At 58.3% G+C, this 21154-nt stretch carries 20 protein-coding genes and 1 pseudogene; 14 read left to right on the top strand and 7 right to left on the bottom strand.

Features of this window, described 5'->3' with window-relative positions; all coding sequences use genetic code 11:
- On the top strand, positions 1-324 hold a 324-nt coding region (locus ACQ4MM_RS03165), incomplete at its 5' end, for an ACP phosphodiesterase (protein WP_431475989.1).
- A complete protein-coding gene (locus ACQ4MM_RS03160) occupies positions 317-616 on the top strand; it encodes an ACP phosphodiesterase (RefSeq protein ID WP_431476005.1) in 300 nt (99 codons plus the stop codon). The genes ACQ4MM_RS03165 and ACQ4MM_RS03160, both read left to right, overlap by 8 nt.
- Here ACQ4MM_RS03160 and glmU read toward each other — a convergent pair.
- Positions 613-1993, bottom strand: a pseudogene (glmU, locus tag ACQ4MM_RS03155) (bifunctional UDP-N-acetylglucosamine diphosphorylase/glucosamine-1-phosphate N-acetyltransferase GlmU). The gene ACQ4MM_RS03160 and the pseudogene glmU sit on opposite strands and share 4 nt — an antisense overlap.
- Before the next feature lie 30 nt (positions 1994-2023).
- Here glmU and ACQ4MM_RS03150 point away from each other — a divergent pair.
- The 5 genes from ACQ4MM_RS03150 to ACQ4MM_RS03130 are packed head-to-tail and all read left to right on the top strand — an operon-like array spanning position 2024 to position 4988.
- Complete coding sequence (locus tag ACQ4MM_RS03150; RefSeq protein WP_431475988.1) at positions 2024-2890, top strand: DUF6279 family lipoprotein; 867 nt, start codon at positions 2024-2026, stop codon at positions 2888-2890.
- 36 nt (positions 2891-2926) lie between these two features.
- Positions 2927-3511 (top strand): 16S rRNA (guanine(966)-N(2))-methyltransferase RsmD, encoded by a 585-nt coding sequence (gene rsmD, locus ACQ4MM_RS03145; RefSeq protein WP_431475987.1) that lies wholly within the window; start codon positions 2927-2929, stop codon positions 3509-3511.
- A 36-nt stretch (positions 3512-3547) separates the two neighbouring features.
- On the top strand, positions 3548-4039 hold the full coding sequence (gene coaD, locus ACQ4MM_RS03140; RefSeq protein ID WP_431475986.1) for a pantetheine-phosphate adenylyltransferase: 492 nt from the start codon (positions 3548-3550) through the stop codon (positions 4037-4039).
- A gap of 12 nt (positions 4040-4051) precedes the next feature.
- Positions 4052-4306, top strand: a complete 255-nt coding sequence (locus ACQ4MM_RS03135) for a YfhL family 4Fe-4S dicluster ferredoxin (RefSeq protein WP_090435692.1) — start codon at positions 4052-4054, stop codon at positions 4304-4306.
- A gap of 58 nt (positions 4307-4364) precedes the next feature.
- Positions 4365-4988, top strand: a complete 624-nt coding sequence (locus ACQ4MM_RS03130) for a chalcone isomerase family protein (RefSeq protein ID WP_431475985.1) — start codon at positions 4365-4367, stop codon at positions 4986-4988.
- A gap of 19 nt (positions 4989-5007) precedes the next feature.
- Here ACQ4MM_RS03130 and ACQ4MM_RS03125 read toward each other — a convergent pair whose 3' ends face one another.
- Positions 5008-5271, bottom strand: a complete 264-nt coding sequence (locus ACQ4MM_RS03125) for a hypothetical protein (RefSeq protein WP_431475984.1) — start codon at positions 5269-5271, stop codon at positions 5008-5010.
- A 102-nt stretch (positions 5272-5373) separates the two neighbouring features.
- On the opposite strand from ACQ4MM_RS03125, the gene ACQ4MM_RS03120 reads away from it, so the two are divergent.
- On the top strand, positions 5374-6342 hold the full coding sequence (locus tag ACQ4MM_RS03120; RefSeq protein WP_431475983.1) for a LysR family transcriptional regulator: 969 nt from the start codon (positions 5374-5376) through the stop codon (positions 6340-6342).
- 56 nt (positions 6343-6398) lie between these two features.
- Here the strand turns inward: ACQ4MM_RS03120 and ACQ4MM_RS03115 are convergent, their stop codons facing one another.
- Together ACQ4MM_RS03115 and putA are read right to left on the bottom strand one after the other, a co-directional pair.
- Entirely contained in the window at positions 6399-7172 is a 774-nt protein-coding gene (locus tag ACQ4MM_RS03115) for an REP-associated tyrosine transposase (RefSeq protein ID WP_431475982.1), read from the bottom strand.
- A gap of 114 nt (positions 7173-7286) precedes the next feature.
- Entirely contained in the window at positions 7287-10916 is a 3630-nt protein-coding gene (putA, locus tag ACQ4MM_RS03110; RefSeq protein WP_431475981.1) for a trifunctional transcriptional regulator/proline dehydrogenase/L-glutamate gamma-semialdehyde dehydrogenase, read from the bottom strand.
- A 212-nt stretch (positions 10917-11128) separates the two neighbouring features.
- On the opposite strand from putA, the gene ACQ4MM_RS03105 reads away from it, so the two are divergent.
- Positions 11129-11584 carry an Lrp/AsnC ligand binding domain-containing protein gene (locus ACQ4MM_RS03105; RefSeq protein WP_028103394.1) on the top strand — a complete coding sequence of 152 codons (456 nt, stop codon included), beginning with the start codon at positions 11129-11131 and terminating at the stop codon, positions 11582-11584.
- Here the strand turns inward: ACQ4MM_RS03105 and ACQ4MM_RS03100 are convergent.
- The 3 genes from ACQ4MM_RS03100 to ACQ4MM_RS03090 form a co-directional block, all read right to left on the bottom strand.
- Positions 11577-12281, bottom strand: coding sequence for a 5'-methylthioadenosine/adenosylhomocysteine nucleosidase (locus ACQ4MM_RS03100; protein ID WP_431475980.1), 705 nt, complete (start codon positions 12279-12281; stop codon positions 11577-11579). The genes ACQ4MM_RS03105 and ACQ4MM_RS03100 overlap by 8 nt on opposite strands.
- Before the next feature lie 223 nt (positions 12282-12504).
- The gene (locus ACQ4MM_RS03095; RefSeq protein ID WP_431475979.1) at positions 12505-14706 is read right to left on the bottom strand and encodes a putative bifunctional diguanylate cyclase/phosphodiesterase; all 2202 of its coding nucleotides are present in this window, start codon (positions 14704-14706) and stop codon (positions 12505-12507) included.
- A gap of 71 nt (positions 14707-14777) precedes the next feature.
- Positions 14778-15152, bottom strand: coding sequence for a PDC sensor domain-containing protein (locus ACQ4MM_RS03090; protein WP_431475978.1), 375 nt, complete (start codon positions 15150-15152; stop codon positions 14778-14780).
- A gap of 639 nt (positions 15153-15791) precedes the next feature.
- Here ACQ4MM_RS03090 and ACQ4MM_RS03085 point away from each other — a divergent pair.
- From ACQ4MM_RS03085 to ACQ4MM_RS03065, 5 genes are read left to right on the top strand one after another with little or no spacing between them, the layout of a single operon-like run.
- Positions 15792-16829 carry an NAD(P)H-dependent flavin oxidoreductase gene (locus ACQ4MM_RS03085; protein ID WP_431475977.1) on the top strand — a complete coding sequence of 346 codons (1038 nt, stop codon included), beginning with the start codon at positions 15792-15794 and terminating at the stop codon, positions 16827-16829.
- Between the two features lie 12 nt (positions 16830-16841).
- Positions 16842-18446: a GMC family oxidoreductase gene (locus ACQ4MM_RS03080; RefSeq protein ID WP_431475976.1), complete on the top strand. Its 1605-nt coding sequence runs from the start codon at positions 16842-16844 to the stop codon at positions 18444-18446.
- 18 nt (positions 18447-18464) lie between these two features.
- Positions 18465-19226: an ABC transporter ATP-binding protein gene (locus ACQ4MM_RS03075; RefSeq protein ID WP_431475975.1), complete on the top strand. Its 762-nt coding sequence runs from the start codon at positions 18465-18467 to the stop codon at positions 19224-19226.
- A complete protein-coding gene (locus ACQ4MM_RS03070; RefSeq protein WP_431475974.1) occupies positions 19223-19927 on the top strand; it encodes an ABC transporter ATP-binding protein in 705 nt (234 codons plus the stop codon). The genes ACQ4MM_RS03075 and ACQ4MM_RS03070 overlap by 4 nt, the downstream gene beginning before the upstream one ends.
- Before the next feature lie 26 nt (positions 19928-19953).
- Positions 19954-21150, top strand: coding sequence for an ABC transporter substrate-binding protein (locus ACQ4MM_RS03065; protein ID WP_431475973.1), 1197 nt, complete (start codon positions 19954-19956; stop codon positions 21148-21150).
- Positions 21151-21154: the final 4 nt, after the last annotated feature.

Raw genomic sequence — 21154 nt, 5'->3', positions numbered from 1 at the left:
ACAGCGCTAGAATGGGGCATGAACTACCTCGCACATATCTACCTGGCGCGCCACAGCGACGCAGCAATGGTCGGTGCCATGCTGGGCGATTTCGTCAAGATGAACGGCGGGGATCACTATGCGCCGGAGATTGCGAACGAGATCGCGCTGCACCGATTCATCGACTCGTTCACAGATAGCCACCCGGTGGTGACCGAGGCCAAGAGCTTGTTCACCGAAGGCCGGCGGCGTTATGCCGGTATCGTGCTGGACGTGTTTTACGACCATATCCTGAGCCAGCGCTGGGGACGAGTACTGCGAAGAGCCGCGCCAAGAGCTGATTGAACGCTTTTACGGCGCCCTGGCGGCGCACGAGGGGCAATTGCCGGAGCGGCTGCGCGAGATCCTGCCCAAGCTGATCAAGCAGGACTGGCTGGGTGCTTATGGAGAGTTCAGCGGGGTCGAGCTGGCGCTGACCCGCATGTCGGACAGGTTAAGCCGCAATGGCCACCTGCTGCGCGAGGGCATTGGGGAAGTGCAGCAGCACTACGAAGCGATCGCGGATGGATTCGATCGCTTCTTCCCCGAACTGGTGAAATTTACTTACCAGCGCCGCCGCCAGTTTTCGATTGCTTAGGTTTTCTTTACCTTCACTGGGCGCTTCCAGCCCTCGACGGTCAACTGCTTAGGACGCGAGATGGTCAGCTTGCCGGCTGGCGCATCCTTGGTCAGCGTCGTGCCGGCGCCGATTGTCGCTCCCCGCGCCCACGGTCACCGGGGCCACCAGCTGGCTGTCGCTGCCGATAAAGGCGTCGTCTTCGATCACAGTGCGGAACTTGTTCGCGCCATCGTAGTTGCAGGTAATGGTACCGGCGCCGATGTTGACGCGGGAACCGACGGTAGCATCGCCCACATAGGCCAGGTGGTTAGCCTTCGAGTGCGCGGCAACCTGGCTATTCTTGATCTCGACGAAGTTACCCACATGGACGTCTTCACCGAGTTCGGTGCCCGGACGCAGGCGGGCGTATGGGCCGATCTGGTTCTTGTCGCCCACCACCGCTTCTTCAATATGGGTGAATGCCTTGATGTTGGCGCCGGCGCCGATACGCGCATTAATCAGCACGCAGTTCGGACCGATAGTCGCGCCTTCACCGATTTCAACCTTGCCTTCAAAGACGCAGCCCACGTCGATGGTCACGTCGCGGCCGCAAGTCAGTTCGCCGCGCACGTCGATGCGCGCCGGGTCGGCCAGGGTGACGCCTTTGTCCAACAGGCAGTTGGCGACGTTGCGCTGGTAGATGCGTTCCAGTTCGGCCAGTTGGGCTTTGCTGTTCACGCCCAGCACTTCCCACGGTGCGGCAGGGTGGGCCGATACGACTTGCACGCCTTCTTCCACCGCCATGGCGACGATATCGGTCAGGTAGTACTCGCCCTGGGCGTTTTCGTTTTTTAGCTTGCCCAGCCACTGTTTCAGCTTGGCGGTCGGGATCACCATGATGCCGGAATTGATCTCCTTGATCATGCGCTCGGCTTCTGTGGCATCCTTCTCTTCAACGATGCGCTGAATGGCGCCGCCCACCCGGACGATGCGGCCCAGGCCAAACGGGTTGTCCTGCACCACGGTCAGGATGCCCAGCTTGTCCTTGCCAGCGGCATCGGCCAGGCGTTTCAGCGACGCGGCGGAAGTCAGCGGCACGTCGCCGTACAGCACCAGGGTTGGCTGGTCGTCATCGAGGTGCTCCAGGCCTTGCTGGACGGCGTGGCCGGTGCCCAGTTGCGGCTCCTGCAATGCGGCCGAGATCTCGGTACCGGGAACGGCCTTGTGCTTGTCGAGCGAAGCCAGCACCGCTGCGCCGCCGTGACCGTAAATGACGCACAATTTAGCCGGAGACAGGCTGCGCGCGGTGTCAATAACGTGAGACAACAGGGACTTGCCAGCTACGGGATGCAAAACTTTTGGCAGCGCCGACTGCATGCGCTTACCCATGCCGGCGGCGAGAATGACGACGTTCATAGACCGTAGTTTTCTTGTGTGAGTTAAAAGATGAAAAAGTTTAACACGTGCATCGTGCTGGCTTTTGCCATTCTGCTTGCAGCGTGCAGCTCCCTGCGCCTGGCTTATAACAATGGCGACACCCTGCTGTACTGGTGGCTCGACGCCTACGTCGATTTCGACAGCGAGCAGAAGTCGGAGGTCAAGCAGGATATCGGGGAGTTCTTCCGCTGGCACCGCAAGACCCAACTGCAGGACTATGTGCAATTCCTGCAAAAGGCCCAGCGCCAGTTGCGCGGCAGCCCGACGCAGGCCGACGTGATGGCCGATTATGTGGATATCCGCGACCGTACCGAGGCGCTGCTGCTGCGCTCAGCACCGGATATCGCAGAACTGGCGCTCTCGCTCAAGCCCGACCAGCTGGAGGGCATGGAGAAGAAGTTCGCCAAGAACAACGCCAAGTTCCGCAAAGAGAATATGAAGGGCGACGCGCAGGATCAGAACAAGTTCCGCTACAAGAAATCGATGGAGCAGTTCGAACTGTGGTTCGGCGGCTTCAGCGACGAGCAGGAAGCCATCATCCGCAAAGCCTCCGACGCGCGGCCGCTGGATAACGCACTGTGGCTCGATGAACGCATGCGCCGCCAGTTCAAGATCATGACCCTGGCGCGCAAGATCATGAAGGAGCAACCGAGCAAGCAGGTCGCCACGCAATGGGTAGAAGAGTTGATCCGCTCGGGCTTTGACCGCTTCGGCTTCTCGGAGCGCAAGGCCTTCTTCGACAACTACACGCAGGGAACGGTGGATCTTGTCCACACCGTGGTGCGCATCGCCACGCCGGAACAGAAGGCCCACGCGCAAAAGCGCATGGAAGGCTGGATCAAGGATCTGAATACCCTTGCGGCGCAAGTGCATTAAGCCTTGGCGCTGGGACGGCATGAGATAATGCCGGCCATGCAAAAAAAGAAAGTTCCCAACCAGGTCCGCATCATCGGCGGCGACTGGAAGCGCACGCCATTGCCGGTATTGGAAGCACTGGGCTTGCGCCCGACGCCTGACCGCGTACGCGAAACCGTCTTCAACTGGATCAACCACCTGCACGATGGCGCCTGGAGCGACGCCCAGGTGCTGGACCTGTTCGCCGGCAGCGGCGCCCTCGGTTTCGAGGCTGCCAGCCGCGGTGCGGCCAAAGTCACCATGGTCGATGCCAACAGCGCCGTAGTACGCCAGCTTGAAGCCAACCGCGAAAAGCTGAAAGCCACCAATATCGCCATCCAGCGTGGCGACGCACTGGCGACCGCACAATCGCTGGCCGGCCGCGGCGCGAAGTTTGACCTGATCTTCCTCGACCCGCCTTACCAGCAAAGTTTGTTGGAGCATGCGCTGCCGCTGTGCCGCGCACTGCTCAAGGACGGCGGCCTGGTGTACGCCGAGGCGGAAGCGCCGCTGGCCTTTGATGGCTGGGAAGTAGTTCGCGCCGATAAGGCAGGCATGGTGTATTTCCACCTGCTTCAGGCATTGCCTGAAAATGAGGCATAATCCTTCTTTGTTCTAAGCCAAACGCATGGAGTTGCAATGGTTGTAGCAGTTTATCCGGGTACCTTCGACCCGCTGACCCGGGGTCACGAAGACCTGGTGCGCCGCGCATCGGGCCTGTTCGACACACTGATTGTCGGCGTGGCCGATAGCCAGAACAAGCATCCGTTCTTCACCGTTGAAGAACGGCTGGAAATTGCCAACGAAGTGCTGGGCCATTATCCAAACGTCAAAGTTGAGAGCTTTTCCGGCTTGCTGAAGGACTTCGTGCGCGAACACGATGCACGCGTGATCGTACGCGGCCTGCGCGCCGTGTCGGACTTCGAGTTCGAATTCCAGATGGCGGGCATGAACCGCTACATGCTGCCGGATGTGGAAACGCTGTTCCTGACCCCTTCCGACCAGTACCAGTTCATCTCGGGCACCATCGTGCGCGAGATTGCCGAGCTTGGCGGTGACGTATCCAAGTTTGTTTTCCCGTCCGTCGACCGCTGGCTGCGTAAAAAGATCGCAGCGCGCAAGGGCGAATAAGAGAGTAATGCCATGGCTTTAATGATTACCGACGACTGCATCAATTGCGATGTGTGCGAGCCGGAGTGCCCGAATGACGCGATCTACATGGGTCCGGAGATCTACGAAATTGATCCCAACAAGTGTACCGAATGCGTCGGCCACTTTGACGAACCACAGTGTCAGCAGGTCTGCCCAGTGTCTTGCATTCCTTTTAATCCAGATTGGCGGGAAAGCAAGGAGCAACTGTTGGCAAAATTCGGGAAATTGCAGGCAGATAAGACCTGATGCCTCCCAAAAAGGGTTGCTTTGCGCTATATTGCTACCTGATACTAACGGAGACAAAATGAGTATTACTCGCCGTAAACTTTTACAAAGTGCTACAGTTTTCGCCTTCCTGGCCGCTAGTAGCCTGCCTGCCTTTGCCGCTGACGTGGCTGGCGTTAAATTCTCGGAAACGGTTTCTGTGGCCGGCCATGACCTCAAGCTGAACGGCGCCGGCGTGCGCACCAAGCTGGTGTTCAAGGTCTACGCAGTGGGTTTCTACCTGCAAGAAAAGAAGACCACCGTGCAGGACGTGCTGGCCGTAGGCGGCCCGCGCCGGATCCGCATCGTCGCGATGCGTGACCTGAGCTCGGACGACTTCGGGATGGCCTTCATGAAGGGACTGAACGACAACGTCAGCCCGGAAGAGCGTACCAAGCTGCTGCCGCAGACCAAGGCTTTCGGGGAGATTTTTGCCCAGTTCCCTGGGTTGAAGAAGGGCGACGAGTTGCTCGTTGACTGGACCCCGACCGCTGGTTCGCAGGCTTACCTGAACGGTAAGAAGGTCGGCGAATCGTTGCCGGACCAGGCATTCTTCAATGCCATCATGCGCATCTGGATCGGCAACAAGCCGGTGGACACTTCGCTCAAACCGAAACTGCTGTCGGGCGTGGAAAGACCAGCCCCAGCGCCAGAAACGAACTGATTGCTGCGCTGCGGAAGGCTTATGCGCGGCAGGCCATTGCTCGCAGTTCTGCGACGTGGCTAGGCGAGCCTTCCATCGAATTCAGCATACGCTTGAACATCATGGTGTCGCGCATCAGGCGGCGCTGCAAGCGTTCCTCTTTGCTCAACTTTGGCTTAACGACAAGCACGGCTGCGCGGGCAATACCCCGCAGCAGCGGCTTGAACAGGACAGCGAGCGCCAGCGCCAGGATCACCAGCGGCAGGTACTGCGCGAATTCGATGATGTGAATGTAAGTAGACATGGCGGTTTCTATACCCTTAGAATCTAACGGTACTATAGTGCGCCGCAACATATAACGCCAATTCCGTTTCCCCATAACAATTATTATTGGTGTGAATGACCGATGAGCTTTCTGACCCTGGACCTGAATCTGCTGCGCGTTTTCGACGCGGTAATGACTGAACAGAACCTGACGCGCGCGGCCGGCCACCTGGCCATGACGCAGCCGGCGGTGTCGAATGCCATCAAGCGCTTGCGCGAAAGCCTGGGCGACGATTTGCTGATCCGCACCGCTTATGGCGTAAAGCCGACCCCACGGGCGGAAGCGCTGTGGCCGCAGGTGCGCAGCGCCCTGGCTTCGCTGGAAGCTGCAGTAACGCCCGGTACGTTTGACGTTTCCAAGACCCATGCCACCTTCCGCATGGCGATGGCCGACGCCACAGCAGCGTTCTGGCTGCCTGCCCTGATGCGTTCGATCGAACGCGAAGCGCCGGGCGTGAACATCCGCATGGTTCCTTTGACAACACGCGAACCGCGGCCGATGCTGCTGCGCGGCGATATCGACCTGGCGGTGGGCTTCTTCCCTGGAGTAGCGGCCCAGCTGATGAGCGAACCGAGCTCGCCGATTCGCCATGAGCGCTTGTATTCCGGGATATACGTGGCCGTGATGCGGCGCGGACACCCGCTGGCCAAGCAAGACCTGACGTTGGATAACTACTGCGGGGCCAACCACCTGCTGGTCAGCTTCTCCGGCCGCGCGCATGGCCTGGTGGACGAAGCGCTGGCGCAGATCCAGCGCGAACGCCGCATCCTGCTGACGGTGAACCAATTCTTCACTGCTGGCCGCGTGGTAGCGAATAGCGATTTGATCACAGTGTTACCGAAGCACCTGATCGCCTCCACCGGCATGACTGACGCGCTGATCTACAAAGAGCTGCCATTCCAGCTCCCAGCCGTACACCTCGACATGCTCTGGCACGAACGCGACGCCCGCAGCCCAGCCCACAAATGGCTGCGCAGCCACCTCGAGAGCATGAACTCCATCGCCCAGAAGACTGCGCCGGGCACCAATCCCAAGAACGATACCTACTAAGACTACGGCCGGGTTCGTGTCACACCGTGGGGTCACACCCCAAGTGTGACACGGCCTCATCCGTTGTGCTGCGCGCAGCTCTGAATGGCGCGGGCTACCGTTCGAACTGACACTCCGAAATGGTCAGCGATTTCCTGCCGCGTATAGGCAGTCGATTGGTATGCGCGTGCCATAGCTTCGTCGCGGTTTGAGTAATTTTCGGCGTAACTGGCCAGGGATTGCGCCGCTTCGGCCCGCGGATTGGGGCGTTCAGTGTGAAATTTGAGGGGGTTCGGCAGGTCGATCCCGTTCGCAACGAATTCCTTGTACGCGGCTATTCTTTGGCTTTGGTCGCCTGGGCCAAACTGCGAAAGAATCCATTTCGTCTCAAGCCAATCAGGCGCAGCGTCGGGTGACAGATAGTACCGGTGACTGCTCCAGTCCCAATCGGCGGCGTCATTTACAAGCTTTGCCCGAACTGGATTCAGACTTATATACCGGGCTACCGCGAGCAACTGCTCGCTCCTTGCTACCGAGACTGCGTGAAATCGGCCTTGAATTACGTGACCGGTTAATCCGTGCCGATGGTTGAAATGCTGGCAGTACAAGGCATTTAGCTGATGCATAGCCTCAGATAAGTTGGCATGAACCGTTTCCATCAAAAGATGGTAGTGGTTCGGCATCAGGCAAAACGCATGGACTTTTAACTCATGGTTGTCTACCGTTTCGGCCAATGTGTCGAGCCAAATCAGGTGATCGCGCCGGTCATGATAGATGGCGGCGCGACGATTTCCACGTGAAGTTACGTGGTAGATCGCTCCTGGGAAAACGACGCGGCGTGCTCGGCTCATACTAGCAACGCTAGCATCAGCGCGAACCAGGCATGCTGACGAAAATCAAACAGCTGACTCCGTGTCACACTTGGGGTGTGACCCCAAGGTGTGACACGGACTGGGCAGTACTGCTTAGGCGTCGAGGGTCATCAGGCTGGCGTTGCCGCCGGCGGCGGTGGTGTTGACGCACAGGGCGCGTTCGGCCACCAGGCGCCACAGTGGGATCTCGCTTTCTTCCGTGGTGTCGATGACCGAGACAATCGCACCGTCGCGGGCGGCCAGTTCGGGGCGCAACTTGGCGCCGAGGCTGGATTCCACCAGCGCGATCTGGAAATCGGCTTTGGCCAGGTCGGCGGCAGCTACCGTCTGGATCGCGGCTTTTACGTCGGCTGGCAAGTCGGCTGGCAGTGCGCCTTCAATTACCAGGGCGCGGTTGCCGGTCGACAGGGCGGCTGCCACTTGATTCAGCAGCACGTCGGCGTGCGTTGCGAAGCAGGCGATATTGCCGCGTGGGACGTAGGCCAGCGTATTGCGCTCGCCAGTTGGACCCGGCAGGGCGATCAGGCTGCCTACCGGCGTGGTGCGTGCATAGCTTTCGATATGCGCGGCCAGGCGGCTATTGCCTTGTGCCTTGGCCCATGCGGCCAGCGAGTCGATTGCGGGCACGCCCTGGCGCTCGTGGCGGTCCAGGGTGACGGCTGCACGCTGCAAGCGTTTCAGGTACAGCGGGCCGCCGGCTTTCGGGCCGGTGCCGGACTTGCCTTCGCCGCCGAACGGCTGCACGCCTACGACTGCACCGACGATATTGCGGTTCACGTAGATGTTGCCGACGTGTGCGCTGGAGGTGATGTAGTCGATGGTTTCATCAATTCGCGAATGCACGCCCAAGGTCAGGCCAAAGCCGCTGGCGTTGATTTGTTCGATCACTTTCGGCAGTTCCGAACGCTTGTAGCGGATCACGTGCATCACTGGGCCGAACACTTCCTTGGTCAGTTCGGACAGGGAGCGGATTTCCAGTACGGTGGGCGGCACGAATGTGCCGGCTTCGGCGCCGGGAACTTCTAGCGAGAAGCTGTCCTTGGCGTGGGCGCGTACTTTTTCAATGTGCGACAGCAGGTTTTGCTGCGCTTCCTTGTCGATCACCGGGCCGATGTCGGTCGCTAAACGGTCCGGCGAGCCGATACGCAGTTCTTTCATCGCGCCTTTGAGCATCTTGATGGTCTTGTCGGCGATGTCTTCCTGCAGGAACAGCACGCGCAGCGCGGAGCAGCGCTGGCCGGCGCTGTCGAAGGCGGACGAAATCGAGTCGCTCACCACTTGTTCCGGCAGCGAGGAGGAGTCGACGATCATCGCATTCTGGCCGCCGGTTTCGGCGATCAGCGGGATGTCCACATTTTCCGCTGCGGCGCGCTTGGCCAGGGTGCGGTTGATCAATTGCGCAACCTCGGTGGAGCCGGTGAAGATTACGCCTTTGACGCGCGCGTCGTTGCACAGGCCTGCGCCAACCACTTCGCCGCGGCCTGGCAGGAATTGCAGCGCTGCGCGCGGTACGCCGGCTTCGTGCAGCAGTTCCACGGCGCGTTGGGCGATCAGCGGCGTTTGTTCTGCCGGTTTGGCCAGCACGACGTTGCCGGCTGCCAGTGCAGCTGCGGCCTGGCCGGTGAAAATCGCCAGTGGGAAGTTCCATGGGCTGATGCAGGTCACGGGGCCCAGCGCCAGGGTGTTGGTGGAACCGCGCACCTGTACGGCGTAATAGCGCAGGAAGTCGACCGCTTCGCGCACTTCGGCGATCGCGTTCGGCAGCGATTTGCCGGCTTCGCGTACGGCGAGCGCCATCAGCTCCAGTTTGTGGGTTTCGAACAGGTCGGCGGTGCGATCCAGGCAGGCGGCGCGTTGCGACGGTTCGGTGGTTTGCCAATCCATGGCGAACTGGCTGGCGGCGTTCAGGGCGTTGTTGACGTCTTCGGCGGTGGCTTCGGTGACGGAGCCCACGACGTCGTCCTTGCGGGCCGGATTGACTACCGTTTGCGCTGGCTGGCCGGCGCTGGCTTCGACGGCCAACAGCGGGCCGGCACTCCAGCTACGCGGTTGTGCCAGCGCCAGCGATACTTCGCGCAAGACGTCTTCGTTCGCCAGGTCGATACCGACGGAGTTCTTGCGTTCAGCGCCGAACATGTCCAGTGGCAGGGCGATGCGGGTGTGCGGTTTGCCTTCCAGGCCGCGTGCGACTTCGATCGGGTTGGAGATCAGCGAGTCGACTGGGATGCTTTCGTCGACGATCTGGTTCACGAAGGAGGAGTTGGCGCCGTTTTCCAGCAGGCGGCGCACCAGGTAGGCCAGCAGCGTTTCGTGCGAACCGACCGGTGCGTAAATGCGGCAAGGCTTATCGAGGTTCTCTGCTCCAACGACTTGGTCGTACAGGGTTTCGCCCATGCCATGCAGGCACTGGAATTCGTAGCCGGTGATGCCGTCGCGCTTGGCCCAGGTGTAGATGGTGGACAGCGATTGCGCGTTGTGTGTCGCGAACTGCGGGTAGATCACATCGGTCGCTGCCAGCAGGCGTTGGGCGCAAGCCAGGTAGGAGACGTCGGTGTAGACCTTGCGGGTGTAGACCGGATAACCAGGCAGGCCTTCGACTTGGGCGCGCTTGATTTCGGCATCCCAATAGGCGCCTTTGACCAGGCGCACCATGAATTTGCGGCCGCTGCGCTTGGCCAGGTCGACCAGGTAGTCGATCACGAATGGGCAGCGCTTCTGGTAAGCCTGTACGACGAAGCCGATGCCGTCGAAACCTTCCAGTTCAGGGTTGAAGGCCATTGCCTCCATCAGGTCCAGCGACAGCTCCAGGCGATCTGCTTCTTCAGCGTCGATGTTCAGGCCGATGTTGTAGCCTTTGGCCAGTTTTACCAGTTCGGTCAGGCGTGGCAGCAGTTCGGCCATTACGCGTTCGCGTTGGGCGCGGCTGTAGCGTGGATGCAGGGCGGACAGCTTAACGGAAATGCCTGGGCCAATGCGAATGCCACGGCCGTTCGATGCTTTGCCGATCGCATGGATCGCGTTTTCGTAAGCGGCGTAGTAGTTGGCCGCGTCGGCTTCGGTCAGCGCTGCTTCACCCAGCATGTCGTAGGAGTAGCGGTAGCCGCGCGCTTCGTTGTCCTTGCCGTTCTTGATCGCTTCGTCGATAGTCTGGCCGGTGACGAACTGGTTGCCCAGCATGCGCATTGCCAGGTCGACGCCTTTGCGGATCAGCGGTTCGCCGCCTTTGGCGATCAGGCTGGTAATCGCGGAACCCAGGCCATCTTCGCTGGAGGAGCTGACCAGTTTGCCGGTAATCAGCAGGCCCCAGGTTGCAGCATTTACGAACAGGGACGGCGATTCGCCCAGGTGTTTGCGCCAGTCGCCTTTGGAAATCTTGTCTGCGATCAGGCGATCGGCAGTGGCCGAGTCGGGAATACGCAACAGTGCTTCGGCCAGGCACATCAGGGCAACACCTTCTTCCGAGGACAACGAGAATTGGTGCATCAGCGCATCCACACCGGAGGAACGGGTACGTTTTTCACGAACTGCGGTCACCAGGCGCTTGGCCAGGGACTGTGCATCTTGTGTAGTTTCCGGCGAACCGACGTTAATTTGCGACAGAAGCCATTGCACAGCAGTTTGTTCGTCACCGCGATACGCGGCAGTAATGGCGCTGCGCAGCGGAGTCGGATCTCGCAGGATTTCTGCTTGCAGAGCGGCGAACGGAGTGGTGTTCAGGTGCATGAATGTCTCTATTGGCTAGGATGTAAGGAATCTATGCCCTGACACGAAAACACGCCCGGCAAACCCTGTTTGCGCGGGCGTGTTGTGCAGTGCAACTAATGATTCGATTGTACGGGGGAATCGCTCGGATTAATTCTGGTAATACTTATCACTAGCAATAGATAGTTTTTGGTGAGAGAATTTGACCGAATAAAATTAATAGTGGGGATGTAATGCTGGACAAGATCAGTAAGAAGATTCTGGCCGAGTTGCAGAACGATGGCCGGATCAGTAACGTAGAACTGGCTGCGCGAGTGAACCTTTCGCCTGCCGCTTGCCTTGAGCGCGTGCGAAAACTGCACGAAGCAGGCTATATCATGGGCTATACGGCACAGCTGAATCCGCAGCTACTGGATGTTTCGCTGCTGGTGTTCATCGAAGTTGTGTTGGATCGCACTACGCCAGAGGTGTTTGATGCCTTCAAGCATAGCGTTCAGCTGATTCCGGAAGTCCTGGAATGCCATATGGTCGCCGGCGGCTTTGACTACCTGGTCAAGGCTCGCGTGAAGGATATGGCGGCTTATCGTGAATTCCTGGGCAAGACCTTGCTGCAGAAAGGTGTGCGTGAAACCCATACTTATGCGGTGATGGAAGAAGTCAAGAACACTACCAAACTGCCGATCAAGTAAGCGATTTGCAGAAATTCTGGATGACGCCATAGGCGTAGCGAGCGGCGACGGTTTGCACGAAGTGCATGAAATCCGTCGCCGCTTCTTCGTTTGCGTTGTCCGAAATCGTCCTCATGATGGCAAACGGTATTCCCAGCTCGTGACAGACCTGGGCGACCGCTGCACCTTCCATTTCCACTGCCAATAAATCAGGCAGTGCGTCTTTCAGGGCTTCCAGATGGGCCCGATCCTTGATGAATTGATCTCCGCTGCCAATGAGGCCGCGGTGTACTTGTGCGTCGTTTTGCAGGAATTGGCGTGTAGCCAGGCTCAGTTTTAGGCTCAATTCACGGTCAGTAGGCATGCGCGAAAGCCCGGTTAGCGGGATTTCGAAGCGTGGGAACAACGGGCTGGCATCAAAATCGTGTTGAGCCAGGGAATCGGCGACGACAACGTCTCCAATTCGAACCCCAAGGTCTGCAGAACCGGCAACGCCGGTAAAAATGATGTGGGTAACGTTGAACTTCTCCACAAGGGTTGCAGCTGTCACTGCGGCAGCAACCTTCCCAATTCGCGATAAAACGGCCACTGAATCGATTTTCCAGAGTTTTCCGGCCGTGTACTCACGCTTAGCGTGGATGAGCTTGTAGGGGCTCTCCATGGCTTCCAGTAGACCTTGCTGTTCTTCTGCCAAGGCTGAGATGATCCCGAGACGCATGCGTGAGTTGTCCTCTATTTATTTAAAGTTGTATACGTAAGGATAGTAGTAGATAGTAAACGCGGCCTTGTCTGTGGATAAAGCTGTTAACATCCACAGAATCAGAAGTTTACGAATTGTAGAACTGGCTGGACAAGAACTGTGTGTAAACCGGATGAGTTCTGAACAAATTTTGTGCGTGAACTCAAAAATGGTGTTTACGCACATTCGATCCTGTGGATATTCATTGACTTATCAACAGACGATGCAGTTTTTCAGCTGAAATTGGCATTCCGAACAGGTATCCTTGGCCAAAATCGCAACCTGCAGCCATCAAAATTTCCAGTTGGGCTTCGTTTTCGATCTTTTCCGCCACGACTTTGATGTCAAGCTTATGCGCCATGGTGACAATTGCTTCGCAAAGGAGCTGGTTGTCGCTGAAACTGGTATCCAGCTTGAGGAAATCGATCTTGAAACGCTTCAGAAAGTTCAGGGACGAATAGCCGTAGCCAAAATCGTCCAGGGAAATCTGGAGTTTGGCGTCCCTGAGTGATTGCATACGGTGCACTACTTCCCTGTTCGCCTCGAGCAGCAAGCCTTCTGTGACTTCAATCACCATTGAGCACGGTGAAAGCGCCTGTCCACGCAGTAGTTCCAGCCAATGTTCGACGCCGACTGCTTCGTGGCGGAATTGCCAGGCTGATTTGTTCACGCAAACCTTGAAATCGTTGCCGAAGCTGGCTGCCAGCGCTGCGGCCTCCCCGAAGACCCATTCGCCGATCGCTGCGATGACGCCGGTATTTTCTGCAACGCCGATGAATTCGGCCGGCTGGAGCAAACCTCGTTGAGGATGCTCCCAGCGAATCAAGGCCTCGGCCATTTCGACCTTGCCTGTGACCAGGTTGCGGATTGGCTGGAACAGCAGGCGTAACTCATTGTTTTTCAAGGCACTACGCAGTTCGTTGGCGAGCTCGATGCGCATCTGGCTGGCTTCCTGCATGAAGGGCGCGAAATAGCTGAAGCGGTTACGGCCCTGCTGCTTGGCAAGGTACATGGCCTGGTCGGCATTTTTGATGAGCACTTCGGCGTCCTGGCCGTCGTCCGGGAATAGCGAAATGCCGGCACTGCCAGAGATGTCGGCGATTTCGTGTTTGAGCTGGAATGGCCTGGCCAGGCTATGCAAGGTTTCCTGCACGATGCGGACCACGTCGCCTGGTTCCTTGAGCTCACTGAGGATAACGGTGAATTCATCGCCTCCCAGGCGGGCCACCGTGTCGGTATTGCGTACGCATTGCAGCAGGCGTTCTGCCACTTGTTTAAGCAGGATGTCGCCAAAGTCGTGGCCCAGCGTGTCGTTGACGGTCTTGAAGCCATCGAGGTCGATGAAGATCAGCGCCATAGGCAGCTGGTCGCGTGCTGCTTTCTTGATGTCCTGCCGTAAGCGGTCATTGAACATGCGGCGGTTGGGCAGGCCGGTGAGGGTGTCGAAGTTGGCCTGTTTCCAGATTGCTTCCTCGGTTGCCTTCTTCCTCGTGATATCGGTGAACAGGGCAACGTGGCGCAGTGGATTGCCTTTGTTGTCGAAGACTGTGTTGAAACGTAGTGAAACCAGGTAATGATCGCCATTCTTGTGCTGGTGCCAGATTTCACCTTCCCAGTAGCCGGTATGGGTGATGGTCTGGCGCATCCGGCTGTAGAACTTGATGTCCTGGTGGCTGGAAGTCAGCTCGTAGGCCAGGTGGCCGATGACTTCTTGGGAGGCGTAGCCGCTGATCTGGGAGAAAGCAGGATTCACGGAGAGGATGCGGCCTTCGGAGTCAGTCACCATCATGCCTTCGGAGGCATTTTCATACATCAGTGTCGCCAGTTTGCTGGATTCTTCGTGGCGCTTTCGCTCGCTGATGTCTTCCGCCATAACGAACAGGCCGACAACTTTTCCATGTTCGTCGAGATCGGGCACGTAGGTGATGGCGTCGTAGCATTCCTGGTCCATGCGTTGCATGCCGCGTTCGAAATGGACTGTTTCGCCGGCAAAGGCACGCTCCAGGTAAGGCTTGGTTTCCTCATAAAGGTCTGGCGGCAATGCTTCCTGGAGGTTTTCGCCGCTGCCGTAAATTTCAGCAAAGCGGCGATTCTTGAAAGAGTAATGCTCATCGCGGTCCATGTAGGCGATCACGATTGGCAGGTTGTCGGCGATCAGGCGCAGCCGCTGTTCGCTGCTGGCGAGTTTTTTTTCTGTTTCGGTGGATGTAGCGTAGAGGATCCGGTAGCGGCTTTCGCGGTCTTCGGCTGAGGCAAACGAACGCAAGGCGTAAATGATGGCGGCGACGATCAGCGTGAAGATCAGAAATAGTGCCATGCCGGCGATGAGGAATTGGCGTTGTGAGATCAGCGCCAGCCCGACGTTCGAACTACCGACAGTGACCACCAGGGGCAGGTTTGGCATTTTTCGGTAGCTGGCGATGCGGGACTTTTTGTCGATAGGGCTGATGGTCTCGATCGTGCCGATAGGGGTTGTCAGCGAAAAGCCTTGTAGATGTTCGAGTCGCGGATGTCCCGGTTGAAGGTTTTATCGAAGAGGGGCGCGCGAGCGACGATATGGCCATTGGTATGGAACAGGGTGATGGTGACGTCGTCACTTAGGCGAGAGTTCTCAAAGGTTTCGGCAAGGCGGCCCGCATCAACTGGCGCCACGATTACACCTAGGAATTTGCCTTGGGCGTTTTCGACTCGGCGACTCAGGAAGAAGAGCTGCGAATTTGAGATTTCGGCCTCGGGTGGGTTCTCCAACAAATAGTTCGTTTTCCAGGTTTTAGCTGGGCCTTGGAAGTAATCGCGGTCTGCATAGTTGATGCCTTTGACAGCGATATCGCGCGAAACTGGCGGTGGCAAAGCCTTTTGGATCCAGGAAGGTTATCCAGAAACTGTTACCGAAAGATGCTCCACGGGAGGAAAGCAGGCCGTCTATGGTCTGCGGTGTGTATGGCGCGACCTTGATTGCATTGGCAAAACCGAGCAAGGCAATGTCCGGAGAGTTGGATCGAGCTAAAGACTTGAGCTTCGATTGCTCGTGCGTAGTGCTGGGTTTGTTGACGGATAGCCTGTTCACGGTCGCGTGCGGAGGAAGCTAACTGCCAGGCGACGACTGCCGTGGCGAGCAGGGCGAGCATAGTCATCGTGACGAGCAATCGCCTGCGAAAGCGTCGATAGGCGTCGGTAGTCGACAAGAGCCCCTCCAAGCGAATTGCATGAAACAATTTGCTTGTTCAGTATAGGTGGAGAGTTTTGTTTACGTTAGATTAGTGTGTATACAAAATAGTAGTAGTTGTTAACAACCCCGACTTTCTGTGGATAAGTGCACCTTGCGGAGAAAAATCAGGGGTTTACCAGCTGTATAAGCAGGCGCGTAAACCGTGCGTGACCTGAGAACTGTTTTTGGACAATTTTTGGCGATTTTCGGGAAGTCTTGTTTACTCACAAACGATGCCTGTGGATATTCATAGCGTTATCCACAGCCTGAAAGGGTAAAAAATGAGCTTGAATGCGATTTGTCCCCTCCCGATCATCCAGGGTCCGATGGCCGGTGGTGCGAATACGCCGGCGATGGTGGCGGCGGTGTCGAATGCCGGCGGTCTTGGATCGTTTGGTATTTCGATGATTTCGCTGGAGACGATCCGCGCTCAAGTTGCCGAAACCCGGCGCCTGACATCCAAACCGTTCATGCTGAATTGTTTCGTGCAGGGGATTCCAGAGCCTTCGCAGCAGGAAGTGGAGCGCGGGGTTGGATTGTTGCGGCCAATTTGGAGCTCGCTTGGCTGGCCGGACCTGCCGAAGCCGGCTAAATGGTGTGAAGATTTCGCCGCGCAGTTCGAGCTTTTGCTGGAGCTGAAGCCTGCCGTCGCCAGTTTTACCTTCGATATCCTTAGCGCCCCACAGGTAAAACGGCTTCATGATGCGGGCATGTTTGTTATCGGTACCGTGACCAATGTGGAAGAAGCGCTGGCCTGGCAGGCTGCCGGGGCCGATGCGATTGTCGCTTCCGGAGTGGAGTCGGGCGGCCATCGCGGGACCTTTATTGGCGAGCAAACCGCTGCGACGCTGGCGGCGATTCCGCTGTTGTCGGCGGTGCTGCAGGCGGTGAAGATTCCCGTCATCTCAGCCGGCAATATCATGACGGGCGAAGAAATCCGTGAGCGGCTGGTGCTGGGCGCGACTGCTGTGCAAATGGGGACTGCCTTCCTGGTCACGGAAGAGTCAGGCATTCCGGTGGCGTACAAGGAGCGCTTGCTGGCTGCGCAAGGCAACCCTACTCGTCTCACGCGCGCCATTTCGGGGCGCTATGCGCGTGGTATCGAGAACCGTTTCATGCGCCAGATGGCCGAGTTCGAGGCCGAAGTGCCGCTTTATCCAATCCAGAACGCCCTTACCGGCAGCATTCGTGCTGAAGCGGCGAAGCGTGGCGATCCCGAATTGATGTCGTTATGGGCAGGGACGGGTGTCGCTAAGTCCCGCGCCATGCCGACTGCGAAATTGATGGAAACTCTTATCTCGGAAATCGATAATTCCTGACCCGGAGAACACTTGGAATCTGCAGGCCAGTTTGACTTCATTGTTGTGGGCGGTGGGACAGCGGGCTGCGTGCTCGCGAACCGGCTGAGTGAAAACCAGAAGGTAGAGGTACTGTTGATCGAGGCCGGAGGGAAGGACGATTATGTCTGGATCCACATCCCTGTCGGCTATCTCCACTGCATCAACAATCCGCGTACCGACTGGCTTTTCCGCACGGAAGAAGACGCAGGACTGGGCGGGCGCAGCCTGATTTATCCACGCGGTAAAGTCCTTGGCGGCAGTTCCTCCATCAACGGCATGATTTACATGCGCGGCCAGGCCAACGACTACGACCAATGGGCGGCGATGTGCGGCGATTCGAGCTGGCGCTGGTCGGAAGTATTGCCGCTGTTCCGCAAGAGCGAAGACCATCATGGCGGCGCTACTGATTTCCACGGCGCCGGCGGTGAATGGCGCGTTGAAAAGCAACGCTTGCGCTGGGACATCCTGGATGCTTTCCGGGACGCGGCCGCCGAATCCGGGATCCCGAAAGTCGATGATTTCAACTGCGGTGACAATTTCGGTTGTTCGTATTTCGAGGTGAACCAGAAACGCGGCATCCGTTGGAACACAGCCAAGGCCTTTTTGCGCAGCGCTGCGCGGCGTCCTAACCTGACCGTGATGACCGGCTGCCATGTCGAGAAACTGGTGCTGGAGGAGGGTGTTTGCAAAGGTGTGATCTTCACCGGTGGCGGAACCCGCTGGAGCGCAGAGGCACGGCGCGAGACAGTGCTGGCAGCTGGCGCTATCGGTACGCCGCAAATCCTCCAGCTGTCCGGCATCGGGCCGGCGGACGTGCTGGCGAAGGCAGGGGTGACGCCGGTGCACGAGTTGCCGGGCGTCGGCGCCAATCTGCAAGACCATTTGCAGCTGCGCATGGTGTTTAAAGTGGAAGGCGCCCGCACGTTGAATACCTTGGCGGCCAGTTGGCTGGGCAAGGCCCGCATCGGCCTTGAATATGCGTTGTTCCGGAGCGGACCTATGTCGATGGCCCCATCGCAAATGGGGGCCTTTGCGCGTTCGGGCCCGGAGCAGGCCACGCCCAACCTGCAATACCATGTGCAGCCGCTGTCGCTGGAGCGCTTCGGCGAGCCGCTGCACGACTTCCCTGCTTTCACGGCCAGTGTCTGCAACCTGCGCCCTACCTCGCGCGGCCATGTGCGGATCGCTGGCGCCGACTCTTATGCGCCGCCGAAGATCACGCCGATGTACCTGAGCACCGACGAAGACCGGCGTGTCGCCGCGGCTGCGTTGAACCTTACGCGCAAGATCGTTGCGGCGCCGGCGTTGGCAAAATACCGGCCGGAAGAATGCAGACCCGGTGTGCATTTTCGCACCGACGAGGAGTTGGCCGAGGCTGCGGGGGCGATAGGCACCACGATTTTCCATCCGGTTGGCACTTGTAAAATGGGGCGCGCCGACGACGTTTCGGCCGTGGTTGACAGCGAATTGCGGGTGCGCGGGGTGCGCGGCCTGCGCATCGCCGACGCTTCGGTGATGCCCACCATAACCTCCGGTAACACGAATTCCCCGGTAATCATGATTGCGGAAAAGGCAGCGCTTTTGTGTATGATCTAGCAAAACCGGGGAGACGCAATGTCCGACTTCATCTTGGAAACAAAAAGTTTGACCAAGGAGTTCAAGGGATTTACCGCTGTCGCCAACGTGGACTTGCAAGTCCAGCGTGGGCATATTCACGCCTTGATCGGCCCAAACGGCGCCGGCAAGACGACCTGCTTTAACCTGCTGACCAAGTTCCTGGTACCGACTTCGGGCCAGATCCTCTTTAACGGCAAGGACATCACCTCGCACAAGCCGGCGCAGATTGCGCGCATGGGGGTGATTCGCTCATTCCAGATTTCCGCAGTTTTCCCTCACCTGACTGTGCTCGAAAACGTGCGCATCGGCCTGCAGCGCAAGCTCGGTACGACTTTCCATTTCTGGCGCAGTGAACGCACGCTGGAGCAGTTGAATGGCCGCGCGATGGAGTTGCTGGCCGAGGTTGACCTGGCTTCGTTCGCCGATACGCTGACGGTCGATATGCCTTATGGCCGCAAGCGCGCTTTGGAGATCGCCACCACGCTGGCTATGGAACCTGAACTGATGCTGCTCGATGAGCCGACCCAGGGCATGGGGCACGAGGACGTGCACCGCGTGACGGAATTGATCAAGAAGGTCTCCGCGGGCCGCACCATCCTGATGGTGGAACACAATATGAGCGTGGTCTCCGGCATTTGCGACCGCATCTCCGTGCTGCAGCGCGGCGCCGTGCTGGCGGAAGGGCCGTATCAGGAAGTCGCAAAAAATCCGCAAGTGATGGAAGCCTATATGGGGACCGAAGCCGGGGTGGGCGCATGAAGGCCGCGCTGGAAATCAGCCAGCTGCAGGCTTGGTACGGCGAGTCGCACATCCTGCACGACGTCAACTTGAATGTGAACCACGGCGAAGTGGTGACGCTCCTCGGCCGCAATGGCGCGGGTCGCACGACCACGCTGCGCGCCATCATGGGCCTGACCGGAATGCGCAAGGGTTCGATTCGCATCGACGGTCAGGAAGCAATCGGCTTGTCGACGCACAAGATCGCACACTTGGGAGTCGGCTATTGTCCCGAAGAGCGCGGCATTTTTTCTTCACTCACGACCGAAGAAAACCTGATGCTGCCGCCGGCGCTGAAAACCGGGCAGGGCATGTCGGTCGAGGAAATCTACGAGATGTTCCCGAACCTGAAGGAGCGCCGCGCCAGCCAGGGCACGCGGCTGTCCGGTGGCGAGCAGCAGATGCTGGCTGTCGCGCGCATTCTGCGCACCGGCGCACGCTTGCTGCTGCTGGATGAAATCTCGGAAGGGCTGGCGCCGGTGATCGTGCAGGGCCTGGCGCGCATGATCCGCACGCTGAGAGCCAAGGGATACACGATTGTGATGGTCGAACAGAATTTCCGGTTCGCGGCGCCGCTGGCGGATCGGTTTTATGTCATGGAACACGGTCGGATTGTTGAGAGTTTTGCGTCATCGGAATTGGATGCCCGCATGCCGGTATTGACCGAGCTGTTGGGCGTTTGAATATCAAAACTGAAAACGGAGACACTATGAAACGCAACGCCATAGCCTTTGCAGCAGCCCTTTGCGCCTTCAGCAGCGCGCATGCCCAGATTTCCAACGACACCATCAAGATCGGCTTTATCACTGATATGTCGGGCGTCTACTCAGACATTGACGGGCAGGGCGGCGCCGAAGCGATCAAGATGGCGATTGCCGATGCGGGCGGCGCGATCAACGGCAAGAAGGTCGAGTTCGTTTTTGCCGACCACCAGAACAAGGCCGATATCGCCGCTTCCAAGGCGCGCGAATGGTTCGATCAGCAGGGCGTGGACATGCTGGTTGGCGGCACCAATTCCGGCGCCAACCTGGCCATGGCGAAAGTAGCCGCAGACAAGAAAAAGGTCTTCATGGTGATCGGCGCGGGCTCGTCGCGCCTGACCAATGAGGAATGCACGCCGTACACCGTGCACTACGCCTACGACACCGTGGCATTGGCGCGCGGTACCGGCGCCACCATGGTCAAGCAGGGCGGCAAGAACTGGTACTTCCTGACCGCCGATTACGCCTTCGGCCACTCTCTGGAGAAAGACACGACCGAGGTGGTCAACAAATCCGGCGGCAAGGTGATTGGCAATGTGCGCCACCCCTTCCCTGGGACGGACTTTTCGTCCTTCCTGATGCAGGCTTCTTCCTCCGGCGCACAGGTGCTCGGCCTGGCGAATGCCGGCGGCGACTTTATCAACTCGGTCAAGGCATCCAATGAATTCGGGGTGTCGAAGAAGATGAAGATGGCCGGCCTGCTGGTGTTCATCAACGACATCCACTCCCTGGGCCTGAATGCTACCGCAGGCATGTACCTGACGGACGGCTGGTACTGGGACATGAACGACACCACGCGTGCCTGGTCCAAGCGCTACTTCGCCAAGATGAAGAAGGAACCGTCGATGCTGCAGGCGGGCGATTATTCCGCCGCTACGCAATACCTGGCCGCGGTGAAGGCAATCGGCACGGACGATGCCGACAAGGTGATGGCGAAGCTGAAATCGACCACGATCAAGGACGTCTTCACCAATAACGGCGTGATTCGGCCGGACGGCCGCATGGTGCACGATATGTACTTGATGGAAGTGAAGAAGCAGTCGGAATCCAAGTATCCATGGGACTACTACAAAGTCGCGGCAACGATTCCGGGTGACCAGGCCTATATGTCCAAGGCTGAATCCAAGTGCGCCTTGTGGAAGTAAGCTA

This window comes from Massilia eburnea (genome assembly GCF_050709955.1).
Taxonomy (GTDB): domain Bacteria; phylum Pseudomonadota; class Gammaproteobacteria; order Burkholderiales; family Burkholderiaceae_D; genus Rugamonas; species Rugamonas eburnea_A.
This window is presented reverse-complemented; position numbering and strand designations above follow the sequence as displayed.

Coding starts and splice junctions, on each gene's coding strand:
- ACQ4MM_RS03085 (WP_431475977.1), top strand. CDS start 15,792: ATGAGCTTGAATGCGATTTGTCCCCTCCCGATCATCCAGGGTCCGATG.
- ACQ4MM_RS03115 (WP_431475982.1), bottom strand. CDS start 7,172: ATGAGCCGAGCACGCCGCGTCGTTTTCCCAGGAGCGATCTACCACGTA.
- ACQ4MM_RS03125 (WP_431475984.1), bottom strand. CDS start 5,271: ATGTCTACTTACATTCACATCATCGAATTCGCGCAGTACCTGCCGCTG.
- ACQ4MM_RS03150 (WP_431475988.1), top strand. CDS start 2,024: ATGAAAAAGTTTAACACGTGCATCGTGCTGGCTTTTGCCATTCTGCTT.
- ACQ4MM_RS03105 (WP_028103394.1), top strand. CDS start 11,129: ATGCTGGACAAGATCAGTAAGAAGATTCTGGCCGAGTTGCAGAACGAT.
- ACQ4MM_RS03100 (WP_431475980.1), bottom strand. CDS start 12,281: ATGCGTCTCGGGATCATCTCAGCCTTGGCAGAAGAACAGCAAGGTCTA.
- ACQ4MM_RS03120 (WP_431475983.1), top strand. CDS start 5,374: ATGAGCTTTCTGACCCTGGACCTGAATCTGCTGCGCGTTTTCGACGCG.
- rsmD (WP_431475987.1), top strand. CDS start 2,927: ATGCAAAAAAAGAAAGTTCCCAACCAGGTCCGCATCATCGGCGGCGAC.
- ACQ4MM_RS03065 (WP_431475973.1), top strand. CDS start 19,954: ATGAAACGCAACGCCATAGCCTTTGCAGCAGCCCTTTGCGCCTTCAGC.
- ACQ4MM_RS03135 (WP_090435692.1), top strand. CDS start 4,052: ATGGCTTTAATGATTACCGACGACTGCATCAATTGCGATGTGTGCGAG.
- ACQ4MM_RS03075 (WP_431475975.1), top strand. CDS start 18,465: ATGTCCGACTTCATCTTGGAAACAAAAAGTTTGACCAAGGAGTTCAAG.
- ACQ4MM_RS03070 (WP_431475974.1), top strand. CDS start 19,223: ATGAAGGCCGCGCTGGAAATCAGCCAGCTGCAGGCTTGGTACGGCGAG.
- coaD (WP_431475986.1), top strand. CDS start 3,548: ATGGTTGTAGCAGTTTATCCGGGTACCTTCGACCCGCTGACCCGGGGT.
- ACQ4MM_RS03130 (WP_431475985.1), top strand. CDS start 4,365: ATGAGTATTACTCGCCGTAAACTTTTACAAAGTGCTACAGTTTTCGCC.
- putA (WP_431475981.1), bottom strand. CDS start 10,916: ATGCACCTGAACACCACTCCGTTCGCCGCTCTGCAAGCAGAAATCCTG.
- ACQ4MM_RS03095 (WP_431475979.1), bottom strand. CDS start 14,706: ATGCCAAACCTGCCCCTGGTGGTCACTGTCGGTAGTTCGAACGTCGGG.